12 protein-coding genes and 1 tRNA gene are annotated in these 16,586 nt (G+C 59.2%); 9 read left to right on the forward strand and 4 right to left on the reverse strand.

Going from position 1 to position 16,586, the window contains the following annotated elements; genetic code table 11:
* Nucleotides 1-12 precede the first annotated feature (12 nt).
* Both rseP and ispG read left to right on the forward strand, forming a co-directional pair.
* The gene (gene rseP / locus NXS98_RS07005) at nucleotides 13-1,437 is read left to right on the forward strand and encodes an RIP metalloprotease RseP (RefSeq protein WP_283847767.1); all 1,425 of its coding nucleotides are present in this window, start codon (nucleotides 13-15) and stop codon (nucleotides 1,435-1,437) included.
* Between the two features lie 48 nt (nucleotides 1,438-1,485).
* Nucleotides 1,486-3,270, forward strand: coding sequence for a (E)-4-hydroxy-3-methylbut-2-enyl-diphosphate synthase (gene ispG / locus NXS98_RS07010; RefSeq protein WP_283847768.1), 1,785 nt, complete (start codon nucleotides 1,486-1,488; stop codon nucleotides 3,268-3,270).
* Nucleotides 3,271-3,394: 124 nt separating this feature from the next.
* Here the strand turns inward: ispG and NXS98_RS07015 are convergent, their stop codons facing one another.
* Both NXS98_RS07015 and NXS98_RS07020 read right to left on the reverse strand, forming a co-directional pair.
* Nucleotides 3,395-4,066: an HAD family hydrolase gene (locus tag NXS98_RS07015; RefSeq protein WP_283847769.1), complete on the reverse strand. Its 672-nt coding sequence runs from the start codon at nucleotides 4,064-4,066 to the stop codon at nucleotides 3,395-3,397.
* An 82-nt stretch (nucleotides 4,067-4,148) separates the two neighbouring features.
* Nucleotides 4,149-4,952: a DR2241 family protein gene (locus tag NXS98_RS07020; protein WP_283847770.1), complete on the reverse strand. Its 804-nt coding sequence runs from the start codon at nucleotides 4,950-4,952 to the stop codon at nucleotides 4,149-4,151.
* Nucleotides 4,953-5,200: 248 nt separating this feature from the next.
* On the opposite strand from NXS98_RS07020, the gene NXS98_RS07025 reads away from it, so the two are divergent.
* The gene (locus tag NXS98_RS07025; protein WP_283847771.1) at nucleotides 5,201-5,707 is read left to right on the forward strand and encodes a hypothetical protein; all 507 of its coding nucleotides are present in this window, start codon (nucleotides 5,201-5,203) and stop codon (nucleotides 5,705-5,707) included.
* A 2-nt stretch (nucleotides 5,708-5,709) separates the two neighbouring features.
* On the opposite strand, the gene NXS98_RS07030 is transcribed toward NXS98_RS07025, so the two are convergent.
* Nucleotides 5,710-5,793: transfer RNA gene (locus NXS98_RS07030), tRNA-Leu, on the reverse strand.
* Nucleotides 5,794-5,999: 206 nt separating this feature from the next.
* Between NXS98_RS07030 and NXS98_RS07035 the strand changes: the two genes are divergently transcribed.
* Entirely contained in the window at nucleotides 6,000-6,467 is a 468-nt protein-coding gene (locus tag NXS98_RS07035) for a hypothetical protein (RefSeq protein WP_283847772.1), read from the forward strand.
* An 87-nt stretch (nucleotides 6,468-6,554) separates the two neighbouring features.
* On the opposite strand, the gene NXS98_RS07040 is transcribed toward NXS98_RS07035, so the two are convergent.
* On the reverse strand, nucleotides 6,555-8,114 hold the full coding sequence (locus NXS98_RS07040; RefSeq protein WP_283847773.1) for a menaquinone biosynthesis decarboxylase: 1,560 nt from the start codon (nucleotides 8,112-8,114) through the stop codon (nucleotides 6,555-6,557).
* A gap of 125 nt (nucleotides 8,115-8,239) precedes the next feature.
* Between NXS98_RS07040 and NXS98_RS07045 the strand changes: the two genes are divergently transcribed.
* From NXS98_RS07045 to NXS98_RS07065, 5 genes are all read left to right on the forward strand, one after another.
* Entirely contained in the window at nucleotides 8,240-10,432 is a 2,193-nt protein-coding gene (locus tag NXS98_RS07045; RefSeq protein WP_283847774.1) for a polysaccharide biosynthesis tyrosine autokinase, read from the forward strand.
* Nucleotides 10,433-10,452: 20 nt separating this feature from the next.
* Nucleotides 10,453-11,454, forward strand: a complete 1,002-nt coding sequence (locus NXS98_RS07050) for a glycosyltransferase family 2 protein (protein ID WP_283847775.1) — start codon at nucleotides 10,453-10,455, stop codon at nucleotides 11,452-11,454.
* A complete protein-coding gene (locus NXS98_RS07055) occupies nucleotides 11,451-12,587 on the forward strand; it encodes a glycosyltransferase (protein ID WP_283847776.1) in 1,137 nt (378 codons plus the stop codon). The genes NXS98_RS07050 and NXS98_RS07055 overlap by 4 nt, the downstream gene beginning before the upstream one ends.
* A gap of 128 nt (nucleotides 12,588-12,715) precedes the next feature.
* Nucleotides 12,716-13,981 carry a hypothetical protein gene (locus tag NXS98_RS07060; protein ID WP_283847777.1) on the forward strand — a complete coding sequence of 422 codons (1,266 nt, stop codon included), beginning with the start codon at nucleotides 12,716-12,718 and terminating at the stop codon, nucleotides 13,979-13,981.
* 227 nt (nucleotides 13,982-14,208) lie between these two features.
* Nucleotides 14,209-16,476, forward strand: coding sequence for a dihydroxy-acid dehydratase domain-containing protein (locus NXS98_RS07065; protein ID WP_283847778.1), 2,268 nt, complete (start codon nucleotides 14,209-14,211; stop codon nucleotides 16,474-16,476).
* Nucleotides 16,477-16,586 lie beyond the last annotated feature (110 nt).

Consider the following 16,586-nt stretch of genomic DNA (forward strand, 5'->3'; position numbering starts at 1 on the left):
GCCTGCCATGGCATGGAAATACTAAAGTTTATCTTTATTCTGCTGGAAGTGCTGGTGCTCTTCAACCTGCTCATCATTGTGCATGAGCTGGGGCACTTCCTGGCGGCACGCTGGCGGGGAATGGTGGTGGACCGTTTTGGCGTCTGGTTTGGCAAACCCATCTGGCAGCGCAAAATCGGCGGGGTCACCTACTGCCTGGGCTGGATTCCCGCCGGGGGGTTTGTCTCCCTCCCGCAAATGGCCCCCATGGAAGCCATCGAAGGCGAAGTTCAGGTGGACAAAGAAAACCTGCCCCAAGCCCCGGTCAAGGACCGCATCATTGTCGCCTTTGCCGGCCCGCTCTTCAGTTTTCTGCTCGCCATCTTCTTCGCCCTGATTATCTGGCAGGTGGGGCGGCCGGTGTACGAATCCGATAGCTCCAATGTCATTGGCATGGTGATCAAGGATGGTCCGGCTGATAAAGCCGGCTTGCAGCCCGGCGACCGCCTCGTGGCCATTGACGGCCATCCTGTGACCCGTTTTGGCGGCATCGGCACTGACAGCATCAAGTGGCGCATCATTTCTTCCGAAGGCGAGACCATTCAGGTGGCGTATGAGCGCAACGGCCAAACCAACACCGTGGCCATCAAACCGGAGGTGGAAAAAACCAGCTTCGGCCAGCGCAGCGGCCTGCGCCAAATCAAAATTGTGCCCGCCTACACCGCCATCATTGCCGAAGTGCTGCCTCACAGCCCCGCCGATTACGCCGGGCTGCGACCGGACGACATCATCCTTGAAGCCAACGGCCAGCGGCTCATCCATCCCAGCCAGGTGACCACTCTCATCGAGCGCAACGGTACCAATGCGGTCCGCCTGCTGGTCAAACGCGGCCAGCAAACCAATCTCGTGGCCGTGGTGCCGGAGATTCCTGCCGTGGCCGCCCCGGAAGATAAACGGCCCAGCCTGGGGGTTTATTGGGACAGCCGCGGCCTGCAGACCATTGACCGGCCCGGCCCCGTTGAGCAAATCCGTGCCAGCGTGGACATGATGGTGAGCACATTCAAGGCCCTGTTCTCGCGCAAATCCGGGGTCAAGGCCCAACACCTCTCCGGCCCGGTGGGCATCCTGCGCATTTACTATTTGTTATTCCAGAGCGAGCATGGCTGGCGGCTGGCGCTATGGTTTAGTGTGATTTTTAACGTGAACCTGGCCCTGCTTAATCTGCTGCCAGTGCCAGTGCTGGATGGAGGACATATTTTGCTGGCCCTGATTGAGGGCATCCGCCGCAAGGCCATGAACCTCAAAGTGCTGCAAGCGGTTCAAACCGCCTGTGCAGTGTTGATTATTGGGTACATGTTGTTCATTACCTTTTACGATGTGAGCGCGCTCTCGGAACGCGGTCCCAAAGAACCACCCACGCCGCAATTTGCGCCCAAGGTCCAGCTTCGCGGCCAGTAGGCCGCGCTGCGTCCGGAATGCGCTCGTAAGCCAATCGCCGGTCAAACCATGAATTACTGCGCGTCACCTTATTTCTATCGGCGCCGCCTCACCCGCGAAGTCGTGGTGGGAGACCCCCACCGCGGGGGCGTCATCATTGGCGGCAGGCATCCTGTGATGAAACAATCCATGCTCACTTGTGACACCATGGATACGGAGGCCTGCGTCAAACAAACCTTGGATTTGGTGGAGGCTGGCTGCCAGTTGGTGCGCATCACCGCCCCCACTGTCAAGGATGCCGCCAACCTGCGCAATATCGTCGAAAAGCTGCGCGCCCAAAACTGTTTCGTACCCATTTGCGCGGACATCCATTTCAAGCCCGAAGCCGCCCTGGAAGCCGCCCGCTGGGTGGAAAAAATCCGCATCAACCCCGGCAATTTTGTGGACAAGAAAAAGTTTGAAGTCCGCGAATACGACGATGCCACCTATTTTGCGGAGATGGACCGCATCGAGGAGGTTTTCGCCCCTTTGGTGCGCTTATGCAAGGAATTGGGCCGGGCGATGCGTATCGGCACCAACCACGGCTCCCTGAGTGACCGCATCCTCAATCGCTACGGCGACACCCCCATGGGCATGGTGGAAAGCGCCCTGGAATTTGCCCGCGTGGCACGCCGGCTGGATTTCCACAATTTCTGCTTCTCGATGAAAGCCTCCAACCCCAAGGTGATGATTGAGTGTTACCGCCTGTTGGTGGAAAAACTCGAGAAGCTGGGGCCGGATTGGAATTATCCTGTGCATCTGGGCGTCACCGAGGCGGGCGAAGGTGAAGATGGACGCATTAAAAGTGCCATCGGCATCGGTTCCCTTTTGTGCGACGGCATCGGCGATACCATCCGCGTCTCGTTGACGGAAGATTCACCCCACGAAATCCCCGTTTGTACCGATTTGATTGCTCAGACGCCGGAGTTGACCGCGCCCCTGCCCCCGGTGGCCATGCCGGAATGGGCATTTACCACGTGGCCGGTGGACCCCTTTAATTACCAGCGGCGCGTCACCGCTGAAGTCGAGGTGGGTTTTGGCCTGAAATGTGGGGGGGAACATCCCATCCGCGTAATTGTGCCCCGAAACGTGTACCAACAGGTGGCGCCCCGCCTGCGTCCGCAGGACGATGTGCGGCCAGAGGGCATCTATGAAGACTTGCTGGTGTGGGAAGTGGACCCGCGCGAATCCCTGCAAGTGCCGGACGACACGCATTTGGTCACCGTCAAAGATAACTTGCCCCTGCCGGCGATTAGTGCCTTCCGACTTCTGGCCGGGCGGCTTCAGGAGGCCGGCCGCCGCAATCCCATTCTGCTGAAAGACTGCCTTGCCCCGCCGGCTGCGGCGCTCTCCCCCGCGCGCGTGCTGGTCGCCTCGGCCACGGTGCTGGGCAGTCTCCTGGCTGATGGCATCGGCGACGCCATCATGGTCCGCCACGAGCCGGGCGCGGGAGCCTCCCTGCGACTGGCCTACAATATCCTGCAGGCGGTGGGCAGCCGCTCCTTCAAAACGGATTACGTCGCTTGTCCCTCTTGCGGGCGCACCTTGTTCAACCTGCAAACCGTCACCGCCCGCATCAAGGCCCGCACCGAACATCTGAAAGGCGTGAAAATCGCCATCATGGGTTGCATCGTCAATGGCCCCGGGGAAATGGCTGATGCCGATTTCGGTTACGTGGGCGGCGGCCCCGGCAAAGTCAACCTGTATGTGGGCAAAAAGCCGGTGCGCTTTAACATACCGGAAGCGGAGGCGGTGGACCAGTTGGTGGCCTTAATTAAAGAGCACGGTAAGTGGCGCGAGCCAGACGCCGCCTAAACCAAAACGTCGAGCGGCAATTCTCGTTCGACAACCGCCCCTTCTCTCTCACTTGGCCTCTGAAGGACAGGCGGATTTCGGAGCCTTTCCCAGAGCAAGGCTCCAGCCCGCGGCCTTGTGCGCGTCAAGGCATCCTCGGTCTCCGCAACAACGCCTGGATTTCCGCCAAGGTAAGTCCCTTGAGCGAAGGAAGCACCAGGTCGGCGTCCTGCAGCGATGCGGCCGGGTGGGTGGTCGCCAGGCCCACCACCTTCATCCCCGCGGCGCGCGCCGCTTCGATGCCCACGTGCGCATCCTCAAACACCACGCATTGGGAAGCAGCCATGCCCAGCCTGTGGGCGGCAGTCAAAAACACCTCCGGGTCGGGCTTGCCCTTGCCTACATCCTCCGCGGCCACCACCACGCGGAAAAAGTGGCCAGCCCCCAGGCGCTGCAGGCATAAATCAAGATTCTCGCGTGGGGTGGAAGAACCAATGGCACAGGGTACGCCTGCCCCCTGCAAGGTGTTGAGCCAATCCCGCACTCCCGGCAGCAATTCAATGCCCTCTACGCGCAACAATGCTCTGAAATACTCCTCCTTTTGCCAGGAGAGCTTCTGAATCTCCGCCGCATCTTGCGTCCAACCCAACAGCTCCCGGATAACCCGGTCATTCTTCATGCCAAAACTCCGGCGGAAAAACCCATCAGGCAGAGGTAGTCCCTTTTCCTGCGCCAGACGCATCCACGCGCGCTCATGCTGGCGCGAAGAATCCACGATCACCCCGTCCCAATCAAAAATTGCAGCCCAATCAGACATGGCGGCGATTGAAGGGTATTCGTCTGCCTCTGGCAATGCTGGAGGTGCAACCCCCATCCTTTTGGGAAAAACCGGCAACGGGTTATTCCTCTTCCCGCGCCTCGGTGGATGAAGAAGCCGCGGAACCTTTGGGCAAGGCACTCATAAGTTTTTGCTGAACATACAACAAGTGCCGTGGATTGGTGGGAGCGTTGAAATCTGCCACCCGCAGGTTGGCGTCGGGATGGTTGAGACAATTCTCCACGGCAGCCAGCAAGCCGCGGATTTCCGTGGGAGCCAGGGCAAGTTGGGCCGGGGTTTCCTGCGCAATACGCATCCTTTTCCGCGCAAATTCCAACAGCACGGCACACGGCTCCAGGCAGGGGATGATGCTTTTGTCCTCCACCCGGTCAGCGGACATCCCCGGCACCGTCCACAACCGCTGTTTCAAACAAAAGGGGCGCGCACAACAGGCCTGAATAATAGCCGCCGCCTGCTCCGGCGTGGCCTTGGCCGTGAGCCGGTACATGCCGCTCTGTCTTTGGGTGAAGGCCGGATAATCCGTAGGCGCTGCCGTGCCCGTCCGCACGGCAAACCAGTCGGCTAAAAACCCGGGATAAAGATAATCCAACGCCAGTTCCAACTCGGCAGCACTCTCAACCCTGCAGTACCAGCCCCGAATCAAATCAGGCGAAGACCTTAAGGGCCGGAAAATGCCCAACGCATTATGCTGGGTGCGCTCTCGTAAATTTTCCAAGGGCACTGGTTGCAAGTTGGCAAGGCTCTCTCCGGCATCCTCGGCGTGTCGCAACAAGAAAGCTTCCGGGCCCTGACGTTCAATGAGAAGCTGCGCCACCACGAACTGCTCGCCTATCTCCGCCAGGAATTGCACCAATGCCGGATTCATGAAAGTACCCATGCCTGCTAAGGTAGTCCGCCTGCCCTGCCATTTCCAACCCGCAATTGCACCACGCGGACGTTCCAGCCGTGCCCTTCCCGGAATAGTCCGCTTTGTTACTCAAACGTCACTTGACAGTCATGGTGAAGAAGCAGAAAGGTAACATTTGAAATGGCGTATGCTCCGGTCTGCGCCAGGCGTGGAAAAACAACCCAAAACTTGCCCGCAAAATGTTAAAAGCCCGTTGCATTTGACCTATGAAAACTCTGACCCTGACTGCGGAACAGCTTGCCAAACTGCAAGCCCAAAGCCAGCAGTTCAAACAACACATCGAGGAGTTAACCCGCAAGATGGCAGCCGCCAAAGCCCGCGCCAAAGAGGCCAAAGCCGCCGCCAAAGCCGCCAAAGCGGCTGCCAAGCAGGCGCGCAAGGTCTATAAAAAATGGAAGGAGCAACTGGCCAAGGCCGAGGCCCGGCTGGAGGAAATTCAAGCCACCTTGAAGAAATGCCAGCCCAAAGCCACCCCCCAGAAAGCCAGGCCAGCCGCCCCCATTCCTGCCAAACAGATGGCGCCCAAAAAGACGATAACATCACCCCCGCAACCCAAAGAAACACCGACCGAGAAAGTTTCCCTGAAGACGGCCGAGAAAAAAGCACCTGCGCGGTTTAACCGTCCCAAGGCCGCTCCCATGGCTCCTGCCGCGCCTGCCCCATCAGTGCCTGCCTCGGTAATTACGAAGGAGACGCCCGCTCCGCCTGCCTGAGCTGGTGGGCATGACAGGACTTGAACCTGCACGGATTGCTCCACGGGATCCTAAGTCCCGCGCGTCTGCCATTCCGCCACATGCCCGCCCGGTCTATTGTGCACGCCAGCCTACCATATTCCAGCCGGTTCAAAAATAAAATTTCGAGAGGAGCGGACGCCTTGCCCGGAGCTTATCGAGCCTAAGGGGGCTGGCTTTAATCTTTTGCTCTTTCTGAATCCACCCATCCATTAACTTACCCTATCACCTTGCTCCCCAGCAGTGGCATTCCACTTGCTCTCTTCCTCGAAGCATGAAGTCCTGCTACACATTCAAAGCCAGCGCCTCCAAGGTGCTTTGGATGGCGGTAATTTGCTGTTGGATAACGACTTTGGGGGTTGTCGCCCAAGCACAAACCATTCCCGAGGCTGTCGCAGCCATAGACGAGTGTGTCCAAAAATTGGACAAACCCCTGCTTACGGCGCCGGTTGCCCAAGCCTTGAAAATGGACGTGGCGTTTGTGGAAAAAGCCCTCTTGCAAGAAAATTGCCAGGTCAGCGATTTGGTGTTCCTTCGGGCGCTGGCCAAGAAAACCGCAGTTTCCCCTGAGGCAGCACTTTCCGCCCATCCGCAGCGGGAGTGGCTGGCCCATTTGAAAAAGGCCGGTTTTAGTGAGGAGGAAATCCTGCAATTGCTGGACGATGCCTATGCGGATCTGGCGCTCAAGATGCTGGATTTCCCCAGAAAAAAAGAGAACGTTAAAAAAACAGCCAAACGCTAATTAGGTGGGTTGGTGGACAGGGGATTCAAAGGGCGCTCTGAAAAGGCCAGCAGCGCCCTTTGATTTTTTCATCGCCCCCGTTAGCCATCAACCCAACCCCAAGTCCTTCATGAGTTGGTCCATTTTGGCTCGCACTGCCGGTTCCATGCGAATCAACGGCGGCCAGGGACGAGGAAAGCCTTCGGCGGGCAATTTGCGGGTGGCGTCAATGCCCATTTTGGTTCCCACTCCAATGACGTTGGTGGCGTGGTCCAACACATCCGCCGGGCCCTTGGTGAAAATGCAGTCCCGCTGAGGGTCCGTGTTGGCGCAAATGCGGAACAGCACCTCCGAGGTGTTATGGACATCCACATCCTCATCCACCACCACCAGGTACTTGGTGAACATCATCTGTCCCATCCCCCACAGCCCATGCATGATTTTATAGGCCTGCATGGGATAGGTTTTTTTGATGCTCACAAACACCAGGTTGTGGAAGACACCTTCGGCCGGCAGGGCAATATCCACAATCTCAGGGAAATTCATTTTGATGACCGGCAGAAACAGCTTCACTGAAGCGCTGCCCATGTAAAAATCTTCCATCGGCGGCAACCCCACGATGGTGGCGGGATACACCGCATCGCGGCGGTGGGTGATGGCCGTCACGTGAAAGACCGGATAAGGTTCAGGCAGGGTGTAAAAACCGGTGTGGTCCCCAAAAGGCCCCTCCAGGCGCAGCGGTTCGCGCGGATCCACATACCCCTCGATGACCCAATCAGCGTCCGCCGGCACATACAGGTCATTGGTCTCGCATTTGACCAGTTCCACCGACTTCTTGCGCAAATAACCCGCCAGCAGCAGTTCATCCAGACCATCCGGCAGCGGCGCCGTGGCCGCAAAGGTATAAACCGGGTCACCGCCCAGAAAAATGCTCACCGGCATGCGCGTGCCCGTCTCGTAATACCGGCGCCCGTGCCGCGCCCCCACCTTCTGCAACTGCCAGTGCATGCCAGTGGTGCGCTCGTCGTAAATCTGAATACGATACATGCCCACATTGCGCTCGCCGGTGTCCGGGTCCTGCGTCACCACACAGGGCAGCGTGATGAACCTCCCCCCATCGTGCGGCCAGCATTTTAGAATGGGAAGATTCAGCAAGGTGGGGGGGTGAGACGAGGTGGGCGGCAAGGTTACCGGCCCCGGGGGCAAAGAAGACCGTGGCGCCGCTGCCTCTGCGGGCGCGGGCGGAGCGGCCGGTTCAAAAAGGTGTTTGACTTCCTTGCACGGCCCGCCCGCCACCTTGACGGGGCGTGCATGCCGCAAATCCAGGGCGGTGGTCAGCAGCTTGAGTGCCTCGCGAAAATTCATGGGTGGTTTGGCCTTCACCAGACTGGCCAGCTCGGCCGCCACGGCATCCACCGATTCCGCCCCCAAACTCAAGGCCATGCGTTTCCATGAGCCCAGCGTGTTGATGGCCACTGGAAAGGGTGAGAGCTGGCCATTGACGGTGGGTTGCTCAATCAGCAGGGCCTTGCCGCCGCCAGGCGCCTTCATCTGCTGATCGGCCAGGGCGGTGATTTCCAGTTCCGTGGCCACCGGCACCGGGATGCGTATCAGCTCCCCGGCGCGCTCTAGTTGCCGGAGAAAGTCGCGGAATGACTCGTACGCCATAGCTCCCGCAAAATAGCAGTACCAGGGAAATCCTCATAGCAAATTGTCCGGGCCAAAATAACTCGACAAAGCAGGACAAGGTGGCCATACTTTAGCGCTTTGAAGTATTGTAACGACAAGTTCTTATGTTACCTGGGCTAAAGCGGCGCGGCATTAATTTCGCCGACATTGTGCTGTACGTGGCCATCGCTTTGAAGCACTGGCGGCTGATGGTGCTGCTGGTGTTTTTCGCGCTGTCACTGGGCCTGACGTTCTTTGTTTACGTCAAACCGGTGTACATGGCCAAATCTCTGATTCGCTATCACGCCTTGGAGCGCCCGGTGGATGCGGAAAAAGTCTTTCGCGATAGCAGCGAGCGCGAGTTAATCAACCGGCTCACCGCCGACCACATCATCCGGCGCACCGCCCGCCGGCTGGGGTTGCCAGACAATCCCAAAATCTTGTACGCCGAATACCTGCGGGCAGTGCAGGTGCGCTTCAACTCCGAGCGCAACCTGGAAGTCACCGTGCTGGCCTACCAGGGGGACGTGGTGCGCAAGTGGACCGAAACCATGCTGGAGGAATTCCTCAAAGACCGCGAGGAAAAGCGGGTGGAAATGCGGGAAAAAATCATCTCCTCCTACACCGAGGAACTCAAGGAAGTGTCCCGCCGCATGGAAGAAGCCCTGATGTCCACTCATGAAGTGGAGAGCGGCCGCAAAACCGAGCTGCAAACCAAGCTCGCCCTGTTGCAAGAGGTGCCCAAGCAACTGGTGGAAGTCTCCGAACGGCTGGAAGTTCTTGAGCGGGTCCGCAAAACCCTCAATGACGAAAGCATGGATGTGGTGTCGCGCCTTTCGCTGCTTTCCTCCATCCTTAAGAATTCCACCATTCGTCCCGGGGACCTCGTGCCGGGCGGCGAGGGCGCCAACAAGTCGCCCGTCGTGGTGGTGCCCGCTTCAGTAACCTCCCCCTCCCAAATGCGCTGGGAGGATTTGCAACGCGAGCACGAAAAACTGCAGCTTGCCATCAACGAGCTGGGCAAAAAATATCTCCCCGGCCATCCCAAGATGGCGGAAGTGCTCAAGAAAATGGAGGAAGTCAACCGCGGCCTGGAAGCCGAGCTGCGGGCGGCCCAACAGACCTACCACCTCGAGTACCTGAGCCTGACCCAGAAGAAAGCTGAGTTGCAGGCACGCCTGCCCGACTATGAAAAGGCCCTGCTCGAACAAAAAATGTTCATGCAGGAACTGGAACGCAAGGGCGCGGGCAATCTCAGCTTCGCTGCCATGTACAAGGAAATGGCCACCCGCCTGAGCATGATTGACTTCGGCGCCGACAAGGAACGCTCGCACCTACAGTTCATGGGGCACATCGAGCTGCGGGATGAAATCCCTGTCTCGCCCAACCGTCTGAAACTGGTGGTGTACTCGCTCGGGCTGGGCATCTTTCTGGCCCTTGGCATCCCCTTCCTGATTGAATTTCTGGACCACACCGTCAGCAATGTGGAGGAAATGGAGCAAAACCACCGCCTGCGCGGCCTTGGCATTGTGCCCCGGTTGGAACCCAGCCAGTTGCCGGGCAGCCCTGTCGCCGGCGGGCACATGGACCGGCAAATCGTGGAAAATTTCCGCGTGATTCGCACCAACCTGCTTTCCATGGGCGCCGTCACGCGTGACCCGCAGGTTGTCGTGATTGCCAGTGCCATGCCGGAGGAGGGCAAAACGGTGGTCAGCTACAACCTGGCGCGTTCCTTCGCGCAAATGGGCGAAAAAACGCTGCTCATTGATGCAGACCTGCGCCGCGGACGCCTGCACCGATTGTTCGGCCAACGCAGTGCCCCGGGCTTGAGCAACATCCTGATGCAACATGCCGATTGGCGGGATGTCGTTCGGCCCACTGACCATGAGCACCTCACGCTCCTCGCCTGCGGCAAACACCTTGAAGGCGCCACGGAGCTGGTCGGCTCGCCGACTTTTGAAAAATTGCTCACTGAATTGCGCCAGGAATACCGTCGCATCATCATTGACACACCCCCCGTGCTCGGCCTGTCCGAAACCGCCATGCTGCAACGTTTGGTGGACGGCGTGGTGCTGGTGGTCTGGTGCGGGCGCACCCCAGCACGCTATGTAAAATCGGCGGTGGAAATTCTGCAGGCCAACCATGCCAACTTCTATGGCTTCGTGCTCAACCGGCTGGACCTCTCCGTGACCTCCAATTATTATAATTATTACAACTACTACTATTACTCCTACCACTATTATAAGAGTTACAAGACTGTGGAAGCCCAGCCCGCGGCCGAATCCAACACCACGCCCGCAGAAAAAAGCACCTCTTAACCCTGCAGTCACGGCGGCCCATGCAGCCATCGGAGGAACATGCCGGGCAATGCCGTCAGCCTTCCCCCGCCGCTGCCGAAGCGTGGGGGGTAAGTGTCATCATCCCCGCCTATAATTACGCTCAATATCTCCGCTGCGCCTTGGATTCAGCCCTGGCGCAAACCCATCGGCCCGTTGAAATCTTGGTGGTGGATGACGGCTCCACCGACAACACTCGCGAACTGGTAGCAGGTTATGGCAGCAAGGTGCGTTACCTCTACCAAGATAACGCCGGACTTTCGGCCGCCCGGAATACCGGATTACGCGAGAGCCGGCACCCTTTTATTGCGCTCCTGGATGCCGATGACCAGTGGCATCCCGAACGACTAGCCTCAGCCATTGCGGTATTCCGGCAGCTTGGGTCTGCCTGGGGGGTGGTGGCCTGCCGCTCGGTCAGGATGAACAGCAATGGCGTGCCCTTGCCGTTCAATCCTGGCGAACAAGAGTTGGAGGGCGAAATCACCGCTGCAGACATTTTATGGCGCACCCGCTTCTCTCCTTCCGCTGTGGTGGCGCGAAAAGCGGTATTCGAGTCATGCGGGGGCTTCGACACCACCCTGCGCAGCTCGGAAGACCGCGACATGTGGCTGCGGGCAGCCGTCCGCTGGCGTATTTGGCTGCAGCCAGAACGCCTGGCGTTCATCCGCAAACATGACGCCAACATGAGCAGCAACGCCAGCCGCATGCGGGATAATATGCGCCGTGTCATCAGCAAGGCCTGGCAGGCCCGCGCGGTGCCCCGCCATCGCCTGGATTATTGGCTGCAAGCCCTTGCCATTTGGCGTTATCAAACCGCTCTGATTTGCGCGGGCATTGGACAACCCGCCGCCGCACTGAGAGATTTGTTGCTCTCACTGGCCTGGTGGCCCTTGCCCCTCCCGGGGCGCCGGATTGGCTCGGCAGTGCCGTGGGTCCGGCTCCGCTCCCTGGGGCGGTTGCTCCGGCCAGCAGGCATCACGCCCCAGACCCCTGCCGCACCATGAGCCAGCCCAGTCTCATCCTGCATGTGGTCTTTTCGCTCGAACCGGGAGGGATGGAAAATGGCCTGGTGAATGTCGCCCGGCGGCTGGACCCTCAAGAATTTGCAGTGCATGTCGGTTGTCTCGAAAGGGCAGGAGAGTTTTTACGCCGCTTGCCGCCGTCCATCGGGGTGACGGTCCTGGGCAAGAGGGGGGGCATGTCGCCCGTCGCGATGATGAAATTACGCGGCCTGTTGCATCAATTGCAACCGGCGGTCATTCATACCCACAATTTGGGGCCGCTATTTTATACAGCCATGGCCAATGGCCTGGGGCCCAAGGCGCCTCTTTTACATGGCGAGCATGGGATGCTCACCCCCCGCGAGCAACGGGGCTGGCGGTATTGGTTGCGACGGGTTCTATACCCCTGCTGCACCGCCGTGCACACCGTCTCGGAAACCTTGTTGCAGTATTATCAGGCGCAAGGATTCCGTCACCCGCGCATGATCTCCATTTTGAATGGCGTGGATGCGGAGCGCTTTCAGCCGGGCGATCGAGCCGCGGCGCGCCAGGCTATTGGCCTGCCTGTCCAAGCCGTCGTTCTGGGGATGATGGGCAGCTTTCAGCGCCGCAAACGTCATAAGGAAGTGCTCTCCGCCTTCCAAATGATTGCCGGGGACTTTCCCCATCTCCATTTGCTGCTGGTAGGTGCGCGTGGCCCTGAAAGTGAAATCATTTCCCAGGCGGCGCGCTCCGGGCCGCACGGTCAAAGGGTGCACCTCCATCCCTATCAGGAAGACCCGCGCCCCTTCTATCAAGCCATGGACCTGCTCATTGTCGCTTCAGAAAACGAAGGGCTTTCCAACGCGGCCCTGGAAGCCATGGCCAGCGGCGTGCCCGTCCTGGCGGGCGAGGCCTGCGGCAATGCCGAAATTATCACCCCCGGAAAAAATGGATGGCTGGCACGTCTGGACTCGGCCGAGTCCATCGCACAAACCTTGCGACAGTGTCTTGCCCTCCCTGAAGCCTTGACCAATTTCGGACGCCAGGCGCGCGAAACCGTCATGCAACGTTTTCGCGTGGAAGACATGGCGGCTCGGTACGCGCAGCTTTACCGTGAACTGGCGCGGCAGGGCATGCCTCACCAGGAACGATAAGGCAACGGCACGGCGCCCGTTTGCATGTTGCGGGTCATCTTGCGCTTGCATGGCGAAAGCCGGTTTGCTTAACTGGCGGAGCAAGAAGCCGATACACGAACAAAGCAACAGCCATTTTAATATTGAACATGAACACCGTAACCTCCCTCAAAGTCGTCAAGAAAAACGTCAAAACACTCGTCGAATCCGCCCTGCAGGAAACCGGCGGACTGCTGCGCCTGGCGCCGTGCTGGGTGCCGCGCTCCTTTTTGCAACCAGGCAAGCGGTTGAAACTGCACCCCGATGACCTGTATGCCTATGGGCTGAACCGCGGCGGCATTGACGAACGCTGGTTTGCCTCCACCACGCCCGCCGCCAATGAGAATCGCACCCCGGACGAGGGGCTGAGCTATGTGGTGACGGGCAAATATCGCTTCACCCTGAAGCAGGCCGTCGAGGAATGCGGAGCCACTCTTATCGGCGAGCGGATTTGGAAGAAATACAAACGCTGGCCGGTGTATTCCAAATTTTTTGACAACATGGGCCCCATCCCCCACCACATGCACCAGAATGCCAAGCAGGCCGCGTTGGTGGGGCAGGAAGGCAAGCCGGAATCCTATTACTTCCCGCCACAACACAACAATGTTGGGAATAACTTCCCTTACACCTTTTTTGGCCTGGAACCCGGCACCACCAAGGAACAAGTACGCAAATGCCTGGAGAATTGGAACAAGGGCGACAACGGCATCCTGGACCTTTCCAAGGCCTACCGCCTGAAACCCGGCACTGGCTGGCTGGTCGGCCCGTGCATTCTGCACGCCCCCGGCTCGCTGTGCACCTATGAACCACAATGGGGCAGCGATGTCTTCGGCATGTACCAATCGCTCGTTGAAGGCCGCGAAGTGCCCTGGAGCCTGCTGGTCAAGGATGTGCCCAAGAAATACCACAAGGACTTGGATTACCTGGTGGAACAACTCGACTGGGAAGCCAACGTGGACCCCAACTTCAAGGACAACCACTACCTCGAACCCGTGCCGGTGGCCGATACCCGCAGCGAAGGTTACGTGGACCGCTGGATTGTCTATGGCAAGGTGGACGGCGAGCAGCTTTTCACCGCCAAGGAATTGACCGTGGAGCCGGGCGTCAAGTGCACCATCAAGGACAATGGCGCCTACGGCCTGATTGTGGTGCAGGGCAAAGGCCGCATGAACAATCTGGCCCTGGATTGCCCCAAACTCATCCGCTTCCATGAACTTACCGAAGACGAAGTGTTCTGCACTGAAGAAGCCGCCAAGGCCGGGGTGGTGTTTGAAAACACCTCCCCCGTGGAGCCGTTGGTAGTCTTGCGGTACTTTGGTCCGGAAGTAAATCCTGATGCCCCCGAATTGGGCGCCTATAAGAAAAACAAGTTCTAACCCGCTGAGTCCAGCAACCAAACGCCAACAGGGACGGCCCCGTTCGGACCGTCCCTGTTTTTTTGGATAAAACATGGGCTATACCGTGCCATCCCCTTGGCTCGCCGAAGCTGGCCTAAGCCTGGGCGTGCCCTTAAATCCCGGCTTAAGGCGTGACAAGCCGCAGTTATGAGACTAACTTTGGCCATCTCCGGCGCATCGCCGGCCAAACCATAAACTAAACCATTATGCGTTCTGACATTGTTAAAAAGGGCGCCGAGCGCGCACCGCATCGCAGCCTCCTGCGCGCCACGGGCGTGATTGAGTCGGAGGAAGATTTTAACAAGCCCTTCATTGCCATTGCCAATTCCTACACCGATTGCATTCCCGGCCATGCGCATTTGAACGAGGTGGGGATGCTGCTCAAGCGCCTGGTGCGCGCCGCGGGCGGGGTGCCGTTCCTGTTCAACACCATCGGCGTGGACGACGGTATCGCCATGGGTCACAGCGGCATGCTCTATTCCCTGCCCTCCCGCGAGCTGATCGCGGACTGCGTGGAAACCATGATCAAGGCGCACTGTTTTGATGGCATGATTTGCGTGCCCAACTGCGACAAAATCGTGCCGGGCATGCTCATGGCCACCATGCGCCTCAACATCCCCACCCTCTTTGTCAGCGGCGGCCCCATGGCGGCCGGTATTGCGGAAATGCAGGCCACCCACGCCGATGTGGCTGCACATTTGCAACCTGCCGCCAAAAAGGCCGACCTCATCTCCGTATTCAAAGGAGTGGGCGAATTGCAAGCCGGCAAAATCTCGGAAGAACAGTTGAAGAAACTGGAGCAACTGGCCTGCCCCACCTGTGGCTCCTGCTCCGGCATGTTCACCGCCAACTCCATGAACTGCCTCTGCGAGGCCCTGGGCATGGCCCTGCCCGGCAACGGCACCATTCTGGCGGTGAGCAAGGAACGCGAGGCCCTCTACGAGCGCGCCGCCCGGCAAATCATGTATCTGGTGGAAAAAGACATCAAACCGCGCGACATCGCCACGCTGGAGGCCTTCGACAACGCCCTCATGCTCGATGTGGCCATGGGTGGCTCCACCAACACCATCTTGCACACGCTGGCCATCGCCCGCGAAGCCGGCATCCCTTACGACATCAAGCGCATTGACGATATCTCCCGGCGCATCCCCTGCCTCTGCAAGGTTAGTCCTTCCTCGGATTACCATATCCAGGACGTCCAGCGCGCCGGCGGCATCCATACCATCCTGGGTGAACTCAAACGCATGGGGGCCCTCAACCTCAATTGCCTGACGGTGACCGGCAAAACCATCGGCCAGAACATTGATGAATGGGACGTCCGCTCCGAGCGCTGCACCCCTTGGGCCAAAGCGGCCCGCGTCAGCGGCGCTTCTGCCATTGTGGTGGACCCCAACGACAAACTAGGCCCAGCCGCCCGCACCGCTTCCGGCAACCTGGCGCCCAAGCCGATGCTCTTTCATGCCGCCGAGCCGCTGGCCATTACTCTGTGGCGCTGGGCCGCCGCATGGAACGCGGGGGACCTGGAGGCGCTGCTGGCGTTGTGCGCGGAAAAGACCACCCTCAAATTGCCCGACAAACATACGCGCAAAGGATTGGCCGACCTGCGGAGTTATTGGGAGCAGCAGTACCAGGAAGCCCGCGGCCTCGTGCGCGCCGAATTGGGCGACTATCGTGGCGAGCCGGTCGTCATTTTGTGGAAATACGAAAAAGGAAGCAACCGGACAATGGCCGGTTTCCTGCGCGGGCGCAGCCTGAAGAACTGGGTGCTCACCCGCATCGAATGGGATGCCAACCCCAAACATCTGGCCAAAGTCACCAGCAGCGGATTAATGCCTTATGACCCGGCCTTCCGTTTCAATCCTCAGGATTGCATCCGCACCAAAGAGACCGCCTATTCACCGGAGGGGGGCCTGGCCATTCTTTACGGCCAACTCGCGCCGGAAGGCAGCGTGGTGAAAACCGCCGGCATCAGCGATGGCTTCAAGGCCCAATGTGGGCCGGCCTTTGTCTTCGAGGGGCCTTGCGTGATTTTTGAGAGCCAGGAGGAAGCCTGCGCGGGCATCCTGGGCGGCAAGGTCAAGCCCGGTGATGTCGTCATCATCCGCAACGAAGGTCCGCGCGGTGGCCCTGGCATGCAGGAAATGCTTTCCCCCACCAGTTATATTGTAGGCATGGGTCTGGGCGATAAAGTGGCCCTCATCACCGATGGGCGCTTCAGCGGGGGCACCGCCGGCGCCTGCATTGGGCATGTCTCCCCCGAAGCCGCAGAAGGCGGCCCCATCGGCTTGCTCAAACCGGGGGACCGCATCCGGATTGATTTCCCTAACCGCCGGATGGATATCCTGGTGCCCGAAGCTGAACTGGCCGAGCGCAAACGCCAATGGCAGCCCACGCAGCGCCCGCTTTCCGGCTGGCTGGCCCGTTACCGCAAAATGGTCACCAACGCCAGCCAGGGTGGGATATTGGTATCCTAAGCCGGTTTTCAGCAGCACTGCACTGGGTGCCGCGCGTCACGACGTTCGCAGCCAGCGCGTCCTCTTGGAACGGACGCGCTTGAGGCATTTGCTCAACTTGAAATCGCCCC

This window comes from Fontisphaera persica (assembly GCF_024832785.1).
Classification (GTDB): domain Bacteria; phylum Verrucomicrobiota; class Verrucomicrobiia; order Limisphaerales; family Fontisphaeraceae; genus Fontisphaera; species Fontisphaera persica.

Excerpts from the sequence above, each read along its gene's own strand:
- ispG (WP_283847768.1), top strand. The coding sequence starts at position 1,486 with ATGAATTACTGCGCGTCACCTTATTTCTATCGGCGCCGCCTCACCCGC.
- NXS98_RS07060 (WP_283847777.1), top strand. The coding sequence starts at position 12,716 with ATGAACACCGTAACCTCCCTCAAAGTCGTCAAGAAAAACGTCAAAACA.
- NXS98_RS07040 (WP_283847773.1), bottom strand. The coding sequence starts at position 8,114 with ATGGCGTACGAGTCATTCCGCGACTTTCTCCGGCAACTAGAGCGCGCC.
- NXS98_RS07020 (WP_283847770.1), bottom strand. The coding sequence starts at position 4,952 with ATGAATCCGGCATTGGTGCAATTCCTGGCGGAGATAGGCGAGCAGTTC.
- NXS98_RS07035 (WP_283847772.1), top strand. The coding sequence starts at position 6,000 with ATGAAGTCCTGCTACACATTCAAAGCCAGCGCCTCCAAGGTGCTTTGG.
- rseP (WP_283847767.1), top strand. The coding sequence starts at position 13 with ATGGAAATACTAAAGTTTATCTTTATTCTGCTGGAAGTGCTGGTGCTC.
- NXS98_RS07015 (WP_283847769.1), bottom strand. The coding sequence starts at position 4,066 with ATGTCTGATTGGGCTGCAATTTTTGATTGGGACGGGGTGATCGTGGAT.
- NXS98_RS07050 (WP_283847775.1), top strand. The coding sequence starts at position 10,453 with ATGCAGCCATCGGAGGAACATGCCGGGCAATGCCGTCAGCCTTCCCCC.
- NXS98_RS07065 (WP_283847778.1), top strand. The coding sequence starts at position 14,209 with ATGCGTTCTGACATTGTTAAAAAGGGCGCCGAGCGCGCACCGCATCGC.
- NXS98_RS07055 (WP_283847776.1), top strand. The coding sequence starts at position 11,451 with ATGAGCCAGCCCAGTCTCATCCTGCATGTGGTCTTTTCGCTCGAACCG.
- NXS98_RS07045 (WP_283847774.1), top strand. The coding sequence starts at position 8,240 with ATGTTACCTGGGCTAAAGCGGCGCGGCATTAATTTCGCCGACATTGTG.
- NXS98_RS07025 (WP_283847771.1), top strand. The coding sequence starts at position 5,201 with ATGAAAACTCTGACCCTGACTGCGGAACAGCTTGCCAAACTGCAAGCC.